Origin of the sequence: Nostoc sp. KVJ20, from assembly GCF_001712795.1 — a bacterium.
In the GTDB taxonomy this organism is placed as follows: Bacteria; Cyanobacteriota; Cyanobacteriia; order Cyanobacteriales; family Nostocaceae; genus Nostoc.
This window is the reverse complement of the sequence record NZ_KV757596.1, coordinates 1-14,812: the sequence shown is the minus strand read 5'-3', so window position 1 is coordinate 14,812 and position 14,812 is coordinate 1. Positions and strand designations below refer to the sequence as shown.

15 protein-coding genes are annotated in these 14,812 nt (G+C 43.2%); 6 read left to right on the top strand and 9 right to left on the bottom strand.

Annotated elements, in window-relative coordinates; translation table 11 throughout:
- Positions 1-482 precede the first annotated feature (482 nt).
- From A4S05_RS11100 to A4S05_RS44220, 3 genes are all read left to right on the top strand, one after another.
- Positions 483-1,457, top strand: a complete 975-nt coding sequence (locus A4S05_RS11100; protein WP_069069890.1) for a cysteine synthase A — start codon at positions 483-485, stop codon at positions 1,455-1,457.
- 73 nt (positions 1,458-1,530) lie between these two features.
- Positions 1,531-1,863, top strand: coding sequence for a (2Fe-2S) ferredoxin domain-containing protein (locus A4S05_RS11095; protein WP_069069889.1), 333 nt, complete (start codon positions 1,531-1,533; stop codon positions 1,861-1,863).
- A gap of 129 nt (positions 1,864-1,992) precedes the next feature.
- Positions 1,993-3,123, top strand: coding sequence for a DUF5331 domain-containing protein (locus tag A4S05_RS44220; RefSeq protein WP_176726973.1), 1,131 nt, complete (start codon positions 1,993-1,995; stop codon positions 3,121-3,123).
- 116 nt (positions 3,124-3,239) lie between these two features.
- Here A4S05_RS44220 and A4S05_RS11085 read toward each other — a convergent pair whose 3' ends face one another.
- Positions 3,240-4,235: a CAF17-like 4Fe-4S cluster assembly/insertion protein YgfZ gene (locus A4S05_RS11085; RefSeq protein ID WP_069069888.1), complete on the bottom strand. Its 996-nt coding sequence runs from the start codon at positions 4,233-4,235 to the stop codon at positions 3,240-3,242.
- A 106-nt stretch (positions 4,236-4,341) separates the two neighbouring features.
- Positions 4,342-4,521, bottom strand: coding sequence for a hypothetical protein (locus A4S05_RS40195; RefSeq protein ID WP_141699693.1), 180 nt, complete (start codon positions 4,519-4,521; stop codon positions 4,342-4,344).
- Positions 4,522-4,902: 381 nt separating this feature from the next.
- Between A4S05_RS40195 and A4S05_RS11080 the strand changes: the two genes are divergently transcribed.
- Both A4S05_RS11080 and A4S05_RS11075 read left to right on the top strand, forming a co-directional pair.
- Positions 4,903-5,262: a hypothetical protein gene (locus A4S05_RS11080; protein WP_256090928.1), complete on the top strand. Its 360-nt coding sequence runs from the start codon at positions 4,903-4,905 to the stop codon at positions 5,260-5,262.
- Complete coding sequence (locus A4S05_RS11075) at positions 5,259-5,666, top strand: HNH endonuclease (protein WP_069069886.1); 408 nt, start codon at positions 5,259-5,261, stop codon at positions 5,664-5,666. Before A4S05_RS11080 ends, A4S05_RS11075 begins: the two co-directional genes overlap by 4 nt.
- A 122-nt stretch (positions 5,667-5,788) precedes the next feature.
- Here A4S05_RS11075 and A4S05_RS11070 read toward each other — a convergent pair whose 3' ends face one another.
- Positions 5,789-6,277, bottom strand: coding sequence for a hypothetical protein (locus A4S05_RS11070; RefSeq protein ID WP_069069885.1), 489 nt, complete (start codon positions 6,275-6,277; stop codon positions 5,789-5,791).
- A 163-nt stretch (positions 6,278-6,440) separates the two neighbouring features.
- Between A4S05_RS11070 and A4S05_RS11065 the strand changes: the two genes are divergently transcribed.
- The gene (locus A4S05_RS11065; RefSeq protein ID WP_069069884.1) at positions 6,441-8,369 is read left to right on the top strand and encodes a serine/threonine protein kinase; all 1,929 of its coding nucleotides are present in this window, start codon (positions 6,441-6,443) and stop codon (positions 8,367-8,369) included.
- 101 nt (positions 8,370-8,470) lie between these two features.
- On the opposite strand, the gene A4S05_RS11060 is transcribed toward A4S05_RS11065, so the two are convergent.
- The 6 genes from A4S05_RS11060 to A4S05_RS11040 form a co-directional block, all read right to left on the bottom strand.
- Positions 8,471-10,075 (bottom strand): serine/threonine-protein kinase, encoded by a 1,605-nt coding sequence (locus A4S05_RS11060; protein ID WP_069069883.1) that lies wholly within the window; start codon positions 10,073-10,075, stop codon positions 8,471-8,473.
- Between the two features lie 298 nt (positions 10,076-10,373).
- The gene (locus A4S05_RS11055) at positions 10,374-11,204 is read right to left on the bottom strand and encodes a squalene/phytoene synthase family protein (RefSeq protein WP_069069891.1); all 831 of its coding nucleotides are present in this window, start codon (positions 11,202-11,204) and stop codon (positions 10,374-10,376) included.
- 863 nt (positions 11,205-12,067) lie between these two features.
- Entirely contained in the window at positions 12,068-13,597 is a 1,530-nt protein-coding gene (locus A4S05_RS11050; protein WP_069069882.1) for an FAD-dependent oxidoreductase, read from the bottom strand.
- A gap of 434 nt (positions 13,598-14,031) precedes the next feature.
- Positions 14,032-14,205, bottom strand: a complete 174-nt coding sequence (locus A4S05_RS40190) for a tetratricopeptide repeat protein (RefSeq protein WP_141699692.1) — start codon at positions 14,203-14,205, stop codon at positions 14,032-14,034.
- Complete coding sequence (locus A4S05_RS11045) at positions 14,195-14,503, bottom strand: hypothetical protein (protein ID WP_069069881.1); 309 nt, start codon at positions 14,501-14,503, stop codon at positions 14,195-14,197. The genes A4S05_RS40190 and A4S05_RS11045 overlap by 11 nt, the downstream gene beginning before the upstream one ends.
- A 36-nt stretch (positions 14,504-14,539) precedes the next feature.
- Positions 14,540-14,812 (bottom strand): tetratricopeptide repeat protein (locus tag A4S05_RS11040; protein WP_141699691.1); only part of this gene is annotated, 273 nt, incomplete at its 5' end.

Genomic DNA, 14,812 nt, shown 5'->3' with positions numbered 1-14,812 from the left:
CCTCTAATCAGGCATTCCTATGCAGAGCATAGGAACGAGATAAACGAGAGAATAATGCGAAATTGATCTTTTTTTGACTTGTGTGTACACCGTAGCCTTAAAAAAGGGGGGCTAAGGGGGATCTAAACGCTGTGAGGCAACTCTCAAAGACTTGTGTGTACAAAGTATTAGGCAAATAAAATTCGCTACTACACAAACCAAGTCCACCTCCGTGGAAAGCTTGCAAAATCAAGAGTTTTTAATCCACGGAGGTGGGTTTTGTCTGTATAGCCGCGACTTCCAGTCGCCAGGGCTAGTAATAAATTAGACTTTTCAAATTCTTAGAAACTTTAGTAAAAACATGTGTTCTTTCTGCCTCCTGTCTCTTGCCTTTCTTTGTAAGCAATCAACTGGTACTCTGAAACCAAAAATGGGATAAAGCTTACATGCTGAGGCCACTATAAGCCAAAATTTTTATAGACACTCACACAGGTATAGTCAAAATGGATATTAAAAATGGTTTCGTCGGTGCTATTGGCAACACACCTCTGATTCGCTTAAACAGCTTTAGCGAAGAAACAGGCTGTGAAATCCTTGCTAAAGCAGAATTCCTCAATCCCGGTGGTTCCGTCAAAGACCGCGCCGCACTTTACATTATCGAAGACGCAGAAGAGAAAGGTCTACTCAAACCTGGTGGCACTGTCGTAGAAGGAACCGCTGGTAATACTGGCATTGGATTAGCACATATTTGCAACGCCAAAGGCTACAAATGCCTAATTATTATTCCCGATACTCAGTCCCAAGAAAAAATAGACGCACTGACAGCACTAGGCGCAGAAGTTCGTCGCGTTCCTGCTGTACCCTATAAAGACCCAAACAACTACGTTAAGCTATCTGGTAGAGTGGCTGCTGAGTTAGAAAATGCCATTTGGGCGAATCAGTTTGATAACTTAGCCAATCGCCACGCCCACTACGAAACCACAGGGCCAGAAATTTGGGCACAGACAGATGGTAAAATAGATGCATGGACAGCTGCAACTGGTACTGGTGGTACTTATGCTGGGGTAGCGTTGTACTTGAAGGAACAAAATCCGGCAATTAAATGCGTTGTTGCCGATCCACTGGGTAGTGCACTTTATAGCTATGTCAAAACTGGCGAAATCAATATAGAAGGAAATTCCATCACCGAAGGCATCGGTAACGGTCGCGTCACAGCCAATATGGAAGGCGCACCCGCTGATGATGCTATCCAAATCGATGACCAAGAAGCTTTACGAGTAGTTTACCAACTGCTGAGAAAAGATGGGCTATTAATGGGTGGTTCAACGGGTATTAATGTTGGGGCTGCTGTCGCCTTAGCCAAGCAGTTGGGCCCAGGACATACCATTGTCACCATTTTATGTGATAGTGGCTCCCGATATCAGTCGCGGATATTCAACCCTGAATGGTTAGCCTCAAAAGGACTTTCAATAGATTAGTCATTAGTCATTGGTCATTAGTCATTAGCAAAGGACAACTGACGAATGACAAATGATAAAGGACAAATGACAAATGACAAACATAACTCAACCATCAAACTTCCCAATAATAGACCAACCCTCTTCTCCTAGATGTGTACGGGTTTGTCAAAATCGCACCTGCAAAAAGCAAGGTGCCCTCAAGGTATTAGCAGCTTTTGCCGCTTTGCCAATCCCCGGTGTGGCGGTGACGGCTAGCAGCTGTTTGGGACAATGTGGCAATGGGCCGATGGTGCTGATATTACCCGATGAAGTCTGGTATAGCGGCGTTCAACCCGATGAAGTATCTCTACTGGTAGAACATCATTTACTAGGTGGACAAAGAGTCAAACAGATGCTTTATTATCGATTTCATCCCCAAAATTGAAGAAGAATAGAGAATTCAATTCTGTTAGCGGATAGCTAAGGTTTAGCCCATTCTGGCGACTGACTTCTAAATTCTGTTTTGTTAAACATATCAATGTCTGCAATCTTGTTGACTGAAGCGAGGCATCTAATGAATATCCAAAATCTGCGTCAATCCTTAAAACACAAATGGCTGATTTACTACAATCAAAATATTTCCTGGCTGGTAAAAATGCGAGTTTGGGGGACTTATGATGGTCTGCGGCGTCCTTTGTCCGGTTTTATTTTGGCAACCCTGTCTGTTTTGGAACCCCAGTTTGATGAAATACTTGCTTTTATGCTGGATCTGAATAACGATCCAGATAAAATAGTCATCGCTTTAGGTCTTAATTTTAATCCTGATGAAGAGTTACGTTTAATAAAATCAGAACATTCTGTGGCTACAAGCCAAGTTGACAGCGAGTCGCCATACCAGAAATATTCTGAGGATGAAAAACTCCACCCACAAGGGGATGGAGTTTTTGGGCATGGGGAATGGGGCATGGGGCATGGGGAAGAAGTTTCCAATGCCCAATGCCCAGTGCCCGAAGCGGCGGGGCGGCTATCCCTCTCCACCCACAAGGGGATGGAGTTTCCCGCCGCTTTCAATAAAGATGTGTCATCGGTTGTAACTGATAGCAAGATTGCGTCTCATTCTCTCGCTGAAATTCTAGACTCAAACTTGCCACACGCCGATCAACTAGTGCCATCATTTACAGCTAATACTGATACTGAGGTAGTTCGCACACGCAAACCTGAGTTGGTAGTTGCATTTGCAACTAAAACGGCTTCAGATACTCCAGTAAAAACTCCATCATCGGGTTTTATCAACGAATATCAGCCACTACAATCACCCCTTAAACGCCTCCCTTCAGGAGCATCGCTGACAATGACCACTGAGGTTAATAGTAAAGCCAAAACTATTATGCCATCTCTAGTATTAGCAACAGAGGTTTCTAGCAACAGTAAACCAGTGCGTAGTCGTCAGACTTCGCCATCTGGGCGACTTCCTTTAGGTGCATTTCTGGCAATTACCACCGAGATTAACAGCAACGGCAAACCAGTGCGATCGCTATCAATTACTACTGAGCTTAAAAGCAACGGCAAACATCCGAATATTCAACCACAAGATGTTAAAAGTAGAGTGAATTTACCAACCACTAATGCCCGTAGTCTAGCCTCTTGGGTAGATGAATTTTGTCAAGGTACTAGATGGGACGATAAAGACGATATTTTTATTTGAACAATCATAACAATAGATGAAGTACCAAAAAGCAATTACCAACAGAGATGCGTTAGCGTAGCGTGGTACGCTAACGCATCTCTGTTCTTTCTTAATTACGAATTACGAATTACAAATTACGGGTACTCGTGAGAAACAAACGGGATTTCTACTACTTCACCCTCAGTTTCTCCCACTTGGACTTTTAAGCCCACGCCACCAGCTTTAGTGCGAATATAACCTAGTCCAAAGTAACCATCAGCGGTTTGGGTGTAACTAGTAAGTTTGCCAACCTTTTCATCTCCAACTGCGATCGCACTTCCAATTTCCGCAGGGCCACTGAGACGAATACCAAGTAAGTGTTGCTTTACACCTTTATATGTATTTAACCGAGCAATGGTTTCTTGCCCAATATAGCAACCTTTATTAAAAGAAATTGTTTGCCACAAACCAACTTCCAGAGGATTGTAATCATCTGTGAGTTCCGAATCTGGGGCGGGGCGACCTTGTAAGATTCGCAAAGCATCCCAGGCGCGATCGCTCATTTCTACCGCCCCAGCTTCTAACAATTTGTTCCACACCGAAGATTTATCAGTATAGGGGAAAGTGAAGGTGTATCCAGGAGCCGCTAACCCACTACCCACAGCAACCCGCACTCCCTCAGCCGGAGCGATCGTGTATACTTGATGACTACCGTAAGGTTGCCCGATAAGTTCGCCAATACCCAACTTTTCTAAAACAGCATCGCTTCCTGGGCCAATGAGGCTGAAGGTGTTGGTGTATTCTGTGATATCAGATAATTCCACCTTGTCGGCATAAAAAATATATTTATCCAGCCATTCCATCAGATATTGGCGGCGGTTGGGTGAAACTAGCAAGATTACCGCATCTTCTCGAACGTAGGCGGTTACTAAATCAATTGTTCTGGCTGTGGAAGTGACGAAAACTGTATCACAACCTTGTCCTGGCTTGAGTATTTGGAAATTGTTAGTACTTTGGTTGTGTAAAAAATTGAGGCGATCGTCGCCAGATACCTTGATGCGTCCCCAAGCGGTGCGATCGCAGATTGCAACCCCAACTCTGGCGGCTTCGATAGCTGCTGCGTCTTGATCGTCAAGTGTAGATGTTGGCATGGTGATGAGAACTTGCCCTGTTTCAATGTTGTCGCACTGGAAATCTTAGCAAATAAGCGTTTGCGGCTTCAATCTACCTCTGGTTTTCTTCTGGCATATAATCAAATCAAAAGAAAGTGCCGAACAATAAAGAGTTATAAAATGAACTTTTACCGCAAGTGTATGGCAGAAATATAATTGATTTGTGACACAGTGAGCGATCGCCCACATCACCAGAAATACGATTGCCCACATTAACCCCATCATTAAAAGTGCGTAGGCGTAGCCCGTCGTAGACATCGTTCATATTCAGAAGTCAGAAGGCAGGAGGCAGAAGGCAGAAGGGAACCCACGTTTAAAAACGCGGGATTGAAGTAAGGACGCCTTGTGTCTTCGTGGCACTTTCCGCGACGCTCGATAGCGCAGCGTTAGCGACGCAGGAGCGTCTGACTCGCTTGCCGCCGGCGCTATCGACACAAATCTTTTTATACTAGTGGGCAATAACCCACAACTAAAGTTTTTATTAATACTTCTTTCATAAAAGCCTTCTGCCCTCTGCCTTTCTTTGTAAACTAGGAAATATGCTTGCAGTAACTAGTTATACACGGTACTTATAAAATTAAACTAATAGATTGATTTGTAGCTAGACTTATAGCTAATAGATTGATTTAAAAAACAACAGAGCTAGATGATGCAAATCACTGTTGAGGTATCTGAGGAGCTAGGGCAGCAATTACAGCCGTTCCAAGACCGTTTACAAGAGATAGTAGAACGCGGTCTCCAAGAGTTATTGAGCGAACAGTCTGGCAATTTTCTCGACGAGAAAGAGATTATTGGATTGTTAGCTAGTCAGCCTACATCAGAACAAATTCTGGCAATCCGGCCCTCACCAGAATTCCAAAGTCGTGTAAGTGATTTACTAGCACAAAGTAAAGCAGGAACACTTTCAGCCAAAGGTGAAGCTGAACTAGAACGCTATCTGACCATAGAACATCTTGTGCGTATGGCAAAAGCTCATGTCTTCGAGCAATTACGCCAACATCCATGACTTATGTATCAGCCCAGTTGCGGAAACTTGTAATTGAACGAGCGAACCAAAGGTGTGAGTACTGCTTATTTCCTCAGAGTGCTGCATTATTTAGTTTTGAAATGGAACATATTATTGCCGAAAAACATCGTGGCACTACTGAAGCAGAGAATCTAGCTCTCGCCTGTCCATACTGTAATCGTGCAAAGGGTACTGATTTGGGGTCAATCGATCCTGAAACAGGGAAACTAACACCCTTTTTCAATCCAAGGACTCAAAAATGGAGCGATCACTTTCAGATGAATGGATCAGAGATTGCACCATTGACAGCAGAAGGGCGAGTAACTGTTGCAATTCTCCAATTTAACCAATCAGAGCGCTTAGAAGAACGGGACAGGTTGATTTGGACAGGTCAGTATTCTTAAGTTCACGATTCATCCTCATGCCTACTAAGCTATTTATTTGACTTGCGTAGAAGTTCTGCTTCTTGTCGCCAGACATCGCTTATTTGGCACATTTACTAAGAGCGCGATCGCACCTAATTTTGTTAACTCTCTGGTAAACTAGCAAACGCCTGCTCAACTAACTCTTTTGATTTAGCATCCAAACGCAACCAATCCACTTCACCGAGTTCATCAATTAAACTAGTATCAATATCAGCAGATTCCTTCTGTGGGGTGTATTCAAAAAAACACACCTGATAACACAGTTCCCACAAATCGATACTCGCTTCTTGCTGTTGACGCTGCAAACGTAGATGATATCCTGGATGGGGCATCGGCAGACGAGTCAGAGTCTTTCTGATTTCATCTGCTTCTTCGGGCGTTGCAGTTTCCATTGCTTGCAACAGTTCAGTCACCAATGCTTTGATTTCATCAGTGGTGCTAGGCGGCCAAATCAGGACATCATGGTAAGTTCCCGTCCAGGAAGATTCATCAAGCAGCTTGCGGATGTTGTCGATAACGCGAATGAAAGCAGGTTGCATGAGGATTTCAGCCTGCTGCCATGCAACTGGATTTGTTATTTTAGGTGGCATTGGTAATAAACAGGGGCACTAAAAGAAAAATAAACAGTCTGCGTTTATTAAAAAGCTGCGTTTTTAATCTAAATCTTTTCTCAAGATAGCGGATTTCATTGAAGAAAATTTGGAGATATTTATTACCAGCTGGAAAATTAGGTAATAACTCTGGGGAGGGAATATGATAGGCAAGCTACTAGACCATCGTTACCAAGTAATTCGAGTCCTCGCGATGGGAGGATTTGGTCAAACATACATTGCCCAAGATACTAGGCGGCCCGGCAACCCTATTTGCGTTGTCAAGCACCTCAAACCCGGAACTGACCCCAGAGTTTTTGATACTGCTAAACGCCTGTTCAACAGCGAAGCCGAAACCTTAGAAAAATTGGGCAACCATGACCAAATACCCAGACTACTAGCGTATTTTGACGAAAACCAAGAATTCTATCTAGTACAAGAATATATTGAAGGACACACCCTAGCTGAGGAACTTATACCTGGTAAGCGCTGGAATGAAAGCCGAGTAATTCAACTATTGCAGGAAGTTCTGGAAATTCTCGAATTTGTCCATCGCCAAGGCGTGATTCACCGCGATATCAAACCGGATAATATCATCCGTCGCGCCTCAGATAATAAGTTCGTTTTAGTTGATTTTGGAGCAGTGAAGCAACTGCGTACACAGATGGTAACAGTGGGCGGACAACCCTCTGCCACAGTAGTTATCGGTACTCCTGGCTATATGCCGACAGAACAAGGGCAAGGTAAACCCCGTCCCAACAGTGATATCTATTCCCTTGGCATCATTGCCATTCAAGCACTAACAGGATTACAGCCAACAGAATTGCAAGAAGACCCAGAAACGGGGGAAATCATCTGGCGGCATTCAGTAACCGTGAACCATCGGCTGGCGGCAGTCTTGACTAAGATGGTGCGTTATCACTTCAAAGACCGCTACCAAAACGCTACAGAAGCACTGCAAGCGTGTAAAGACGCGATTAATCCTATACCTACACTTTCCACACCTCAAGAAGCCGCCAAAAGTTCTAGTTACCAAGCCGGCAAATCTCAGCCTCAAGTATCTCGGTTGCAAACTGTTGCAGTTGCACCAGCAAATCCTGTCCCTGCTAAACCTGCGCGTAAAGACTCTAGTAAATCCGACCCCTGGCCGATATTAATCGGTATATTATTAGCGGGTGGTGCGGCTGCCTTGGTAGCAAATGTATATCCAAATGTAAAAAATTTAGCTTTAAATCTTACAGGTAAGGATACCGCCTTAGCAAATAAATGCTCGGCTGTTGTCGTCGGAAATTCTAATATTCGTTCTGAACCTAGTTCGATAAATTCTGATAATGTTTTGCAAACTGTTGCTGATAACACCAATTTCGAGGTGACTGGCAAGCGGACAAGACGAGGTTGGATAGAAGTTAAACTTAAATCTGGTCGTTTGGCTTGGGCACACTCGTATGTGATCACCAATAATCAAGAATGGGGTTCTTGCTTACGCGACAAGGGGATTGCAACTAAGATTGTAGATGATAGCAGCTTAATTGCGACTCGAACAATTCCCAAGGCAAAACCAAAATCCAAGAATGTAGTAACTCCGTTACCAGAAAAACCGAAGGGTTCAACTGACGATGGTGGGAAATCAGAGCGATCGCAGCCTAGTGATAACAGTGCCAATATTATAGAGCAAGCAAGAAAGAAGTATGAATCAGGAGATATAGTTGGAGCGATCGCACTTTTAAGATCGATTCCGGCAAATGCTGCTTCTGGTATCCAAGAGACGGGCAAAATGATTGCCCAGTGGCAGGAAGATTGGGCTAAGGCGGAGGCGTTATCTAATGAGATCAACAAAGCAATAGATGATGGTAAATGGGATAAAGTTTTAGATTATAGAAATCATCCAGAAAAATTGCCTAATACTCAATATTGGCGAAACAAAATAGAACCATTATTTAAGCAAGCAGCCGAAAATCTAGCAAAACAGGCATTGCCTAAAGTAGAAACTCAAGATAATCAGAAGAGTACTGAACAAAAACTTCCTGATACTAACCAACCTGCCACTACAGAGAGTCCTAATGCTACAGAAACTCCTCAAAGTGGTTTTTAACAGTTACGAGTGCTAAGTGAAGAAAGAGTACTCAGCAATGATGTATGCGGGTATTAGCCCCGCTCCCGCTAACGTAACTCAGCACTCTTCATACTTTCAAATTACAATAAACCTCGTTTTCCATTGGGGCGCACAGTCATCCAATTTGTTTTTGCTAGTGCTAGCTGCTCATCAGAAATTTTGGCACTGGTGAGATTAGCACCACACAAATTAGCTCCTCGGAGGTTAGCATTACTAAGATAAGCATTGCTGAGGTCTGCGCCTCGCAGGTCTGCCCCTTCTAAATCAGCATGATTAAAGTATGCTTTGGTCAAATTAGCATCTTTAAGATTTGCTCTAGTCAGACTGGCTCTGCCAAAGTCACTATTGTGAAGATTAGCTCCCTGAAGATTGGTTTTTTGCAATTGAGCAGAATGAAAATTTGTTTGGGATAAGTCAGCCCCTTGCAGATTCAGCAAATTTAAATTGTGTAGGGCAAAATCCCGTCTCCCCTTCATATAGGCTGTTAATAAACTTTGGGTATCTAACTTCCGCTCAACTCTAGAATTTTGAACTTGTGAACCATTACTGTTGCTGTTAGCTAAAGTGCTTGATTTGGCCATTCCAGAACCCTGGTGCAATCCACCCGCTTCTGCTGCCTTGGCTCGTCTAGCGCGAATTGCTGCCGCTACCTGCGCTACTCCTGTATTGCTAACACCAGTAGAAGGGTGATTAGATAAAACAGCAGAATTTTCTAGGTAGTTGTGTGTTCGCTCTTTAGATCCACTATCAGATTTAATCAGTAAACCCTTTGCTAAACTATCTAAGTATGGTTCTATTTCCAAGGCTCTGAGAACTTCTGCTGCTGACTGATAGCGACTACGTACAGACACGTCTAACATTTTTCGCAAGACGTTGCTCAAGTGGTCACTCACTTGCACAAGCTGCTCCCACATCATCTCGCCCGTGTTGGGATTGTAATCTAAATCTTTAGGAGTTTTGCTAGTCAGTAAATAAATGCATGTCACCCCCAGTGCATAAATATCACTGGCGTAGACTGGACGCATAGCCATTTGCTCTGGAGGTGCAAAACCAGGAGTACCAATGGCATAAGCAGTTAATGCTGTCTGTCCTGATGGACTTGCCGCACCTTGACTGATTTGGTTTTTGACGGCACCAAAGTCGATGAGTACCATTCTGGCATCTTGAGTGCGGCGAATTAAGTTGGCTGGCTTGATATCACGGTGAATCACCTTTTGCTCGTGGATGTATTGGAGAAGTGGCAAAACTTCGCTCAAAAATTGCTTGACTCCAGTTTCGCTCAAGATGCCGTTAAGTTTGACCTCCTCCTGCAAGGTATCACCACTGATGTATTCTTGAACTAAGTAGAATTGCTCGTGATCTTCAAAATAATCTAACAATCTTGGTACTTGGGGATGATTGCCAATCTTACCTAGAGTTTTGGCTTCTCGCTCAAAGAGTTCTCTGGCCATCTGTAAAACGTGTGGGGCGCTTCCAGATGGGCGTAATTGCTTGATTACGCAACTCGGTTCTCCTGGTAGGCCTTGATCATTGGCTAAGAAGGTTGCTCCAAAGCCACCCTGACCTAATGGTTTGATCACCTGATAGCGATCGCGCAACAGTAGTTGCGAGCCACAAGACTGACACCTTTGGCTATATGCCAAATTTTCTGGATTGGGACAGGTAGGATTTAAGCAGTAGCTCATGCACTCTCAACTCGCTGCACGAATAATCACGGGGAGTGTTATACTCCTTTTCAATTATTTAGATATTAATCAACTCCTGCCAGGTCATTTTTGCTGGAAATCCTTTGAAGAGTTGCTAAAGTTTAGCTAATATTACGTAAAGCGATCGCTAGAACAAGATAATTTATTATACTTACACGGTTAAATTTGGAGGGCAGTGCCCAATGCCAGTTGCTTTACTTGGAGAAACCCCAAGACCACACTGGCTCTCCGACAGAAAATCGCTGTAGGATTTTGGATGCCCAAATTTGGAGGCAATTTAGCTAGCTTTCATGTTCACACTAATCAATTGTTCGATAAGGGCAAAAACATCACTGCGGCTGAGTTTCTCTTTACCATTAGCAAGGGCGTCAAGAGTTCCATTAGCCAAGGTTAAGGGAATTTGGCAAAAATCTAAGGCTGGGCCAGTAGGAAGGTCTTTAGTATAAGCTTCTGCCAGGGCTAGATTGCGCCGGGCATACTCTTGCATATTTTCTACATTCCAACCTTCTGGGAAGAATTCTACCCCACGCCCCAAATCTTCAGTATGGTTACGCAGGATATTAACTGCTTGTAAGCCCCGACCAAATGCAATTGCCTGGGTGCGGTTCGTTTGTGTTCCATCGTACCAAGCCCATAAGTCCGAAAGTAACAATCCCACTGCACCTGCAACCCCAAAGGTATAACGATCCAAATCGGCTTCGGTGTAAATTTTCCAGTTTCTTTCTGCCCAATAAGCCATCCGGTCTGCCATTGCAGCAGTGGCATCCCAAATTCGAGGTGCAATGGTGTCTGGTGCTAGCAGCGACCATTCTCTAAGGCTCAAAGTGACTTCTTCTAATGAATTCTCATAACCACTAAATCCTGCAAAGAAAGCATCTACCGCGAAGCCATCAACCCCTGCCTGTAATGTCAGGCTAATGCTTCTTAATAACTTCGCTTTAGTAACATTATCTAATTCAGGATGATCTTCAATTTCATCAATGGCACGCATACACAAATATGCTGATGCTACTGCTTCTTGCAATCCTGGCGGTAAAAGACTAATTGGTATATAAAAAGTTCGGCTAGTTTCTTTGAGGATTTGCAATGCATCTCTACGTAAATTCATGTTTTCACTCCCCGCTTGATTTTTGCACCACATGAAGTTTGCAGTTTTTTGATGATACTGGATATAGTTTTGACTAAACCTTAAAAACTATAGACTATAAGATACGCTAGTATTTCATCTAAAAATTAATAGTTTTGGTGTTGCAATTAACAAAACTCTCAAATTGATCAAAGTCTAGTCCAGTATATAGGTTTTTGGTTGCAAAAATGTGTGAGGTGTTGTTTGATATAGCTTTCATAAACTTTTAATATAGATATAAAGAATTATGGTAATATTTGGCTGAATATCACAAAATTTTTCCATGAGCAAACATGCATTTTATGGATTTGAAAGCGTTTAAAGTCTGCGTTAATCTGACTAAAAAAGTGTAATTGTTGTATATATAAAGACAATTTAGGAACAGATGACAACGAATAACAGCATTTGTACGCACCTTGAGATGCGAACAGCGGTTTCCCGAAGAGTTAAGATAAGTTAAATTGGACACAGAGGGCTGCGACGGTCTACGTCTATGCTAATCAAATATTGACCATAACCCATAACCATAAGTTCCCGTATATTTACTACATTGACAATAAAAAAGTGAGCTATTTGCCCACTCAACAAAAAATTTATCAATATTTTTACCTAGAACTGATGCGACCAGAGGAATTAAGGGTTTAACAAGAGAGGCAGGAGGCAGGAGGAATAGAAGAATATTGTCCTCTGTCTCCTACGGCAACCAGACGGAGCAAGGGTCTAAGTTTCCCACCAAAATCTCTGCCTACTAGTCTGTCAAATTCATTTTGACGGTTAGAGAGACGCGATAAATCGCCGTCTCTACAGGGAATTTATCCATCAATTATTTATTGACAGACACTACTTCATTTGTTTTCCATTGGTGTCAGCCCATTAATGGCTGGGCCGTTGATTACCTGTCCCTGCGTATTAAACCGCGAACCGTGACACGGGCAATCCCAGGTATTTTCTGAAGAATTCCAGGCGACGATACAATTGAGGTGAGTACAGATTGCAGAATGTTCGTGTAATGTACCGTTTTCATCTCGATAAGCTGCGACTTTTGTCAAACCACGCCGCACTACTGCACCTGTACCGGGAGTGACTTTTTCAACGGAATCAACATTCCCTGGTGTCACCCACTCTAAATACTGGGCAGCAACGTTGAGATTCTCAGATATAAAATCACCTACTCCACCAATTCTCGCACGCGATGGGTCATAAAGCTCTGCCCAGGTATTTTTTCGCCCTAAAATCAAATCTGTTAAGAGTATGCCCGCGATCGTGCCGTGGGTCATTCCTATGCCTGTATCACCAGTGACGATGTAGACGTTTTCCTCATCAAAGGGATTTTTGCCAATGTAGGCTATACCATCATCAGAATTCATTACCTGACCTGACCAGCGAAATAAAACTTCCTGTGCCATCGGGAAACGTTCTCGCGTCCATGTATCGAGTTTGGCATACCGTGAGGAGGCATCGTCAGCTTGTCCGGTTTTGTGGTCTTCGCCGCCAACAATTAATACATCATACTGTTCGTCAATGCTTTGCGTTCGCACGTAGTGGTAAGGATCGAGGGTATCCCAGTAAAGCGCTTTAAAAACAGAATCGTGAGGCACTTTTGCACCGATGACAAAAGTCATATATGGAGCCTGCTTAAAATGCATAGTAGCCAAGTTACTGATGGGTGAGTTGGTGGCTACTACCACAGCATCAGATGTTACCACTTTACCACCGCTCGTCTCAACGCGGGCGGGTAAACCACCTTTGATTTTTTCTACGTGCGTCCCTGTGTAAATTCTACCGCCACGGCGTTGAATGGCTTCTGCAAGTCCACTTAGATACTTCAGCGGGTCAAATTGTCCTTGTTGGGGAAAGCGTAGACACGCTCCTGTATCAAAATCAGTTAGCGGCGCTTTTTTCACCATTTCAACATCAGTAAGTCCAGCTCGGTGTACCGCTTCTAACTCCTGCTGAATCTCATCTATTGATTTTAGGTCTGGGGGAAAAAGATAGCCGTCAAGTCGCTCAAAGTCACAGTTAATGTTTTCTTGAGTTGCGATCGCCTCTATAGTATTAATTGCTGTTGCATGACTTTGGGCAATAAGTTTTGCGCCCTCTTTACCGTGTATTTGCTCCAGTTCATGGTAAGGATAACTTAGCACGTTCGATAGGTGTGCCGTTGTTCTTGCCGTTTGACCACCACCAATGGGGCCATCATCTAAGACGACTACTGACTTACCTTGGCGGGTTAACATATAGGCAGTTGACATCCCCGCTATCCCAGCACCGATAACGCACACATCTGCGTGAGTATTTTCGGTAAGCACAAGTTGATCTGGGACTTCTGCCGTTGTCATCCAAATAGAAATAGTTTTACCAGAGTCGTTTCGCATATTCTTATAGAGTCTCAAGCCAAATTTAGTTACTGGAAAGAAAGTTTTAGGGATAAGGACGATGGCAAGGTAATAGGGCTTATACACAAAATATCTCCCAAATCCTTAACAAGTTGGCTCTAGAGAATCACCTTTTTTAAGGTTTGTTTAAGGGAGCGATGTTTCAATTTTCCAGTGTGTAGGTCTTGACTAAAAAGGAAGATAAAATGAAAAATATTTTCGCATTTCCCTTTTTTGCTGTGCCTCTATATACCTTACTATCCTTGCTAAAACTAAGTTAAGATGTGTATTCCAGCTTGTTGTTTTGTAAGTCTAAACTATTATTTATAAATAAAGTATCTGTACGATGATAGACATTGAAAATATACTTTGTTGGGGATGAAGCTGGCAGAAAAATATACTATGAAAAGAGGTGAAATTCTTCTATGATTTCTTTAAATTTTGATTAAGCATGAATTATCAATATTGGTGAAGCTATTAGCTTGTAGTGCTAATCCCAGATTATGGTGAGAGATTTCAAAATTAGGGTCGAGGCGTAAGGGATTTTGGTAGGCGGCGATCGCCTTTGATTTCTTGGTCAGGGATATTGTGCGATCGCTATTGGCCAATTCTCAAAGGAAACAAAGCGATACCTGCGGCTGTCACTGAGCGCAGCCGAAGTGCGGGTTGCGTCACCGCCTTTTTAACTCGACAATTCGTGTTCAAAGGTGCAACTTCCGAGTTCAGAGGTGGAGTGATCGCCCTTTTTGCTCGACAGTTGGTGTAAAAAGTTTCAATCTTCGAGTTCAGAGGTGGAGCGATCGCCCTTTTTGCTCGACAATTCTTGTTCCAGACTGGAAAGATGAGGCTTTGAGGTTGAGCGATACCTTCGGCACACTTCGTGAACGCATTGTAAACAACAGGCATTCGCACACCGTTTAGATGAATAAGACTGAGAATGTTCTACTCACCAAACAAACGTCCCCAAAAACCCTTCTTCTTATTTCTATAAATCTCTAAGTTGTCACGAAACAGAGTGTTACTAGGTTCGAGACGAACAGCTATTTCTAGTTCTGCGATCGCTTCTTTCACTTTCCCTTGATCGTACAGCGCATTCCCCAAGTTGTAGTGAGCAGTAGCATTGTTTGGGTCAATTTGCAAAGCTCTTTGGTAGGCGGAGATCGCTTCTTCCAACTTCCCTTGATTGTACCGCACTCGCCCCAGGTTATTGTGAGC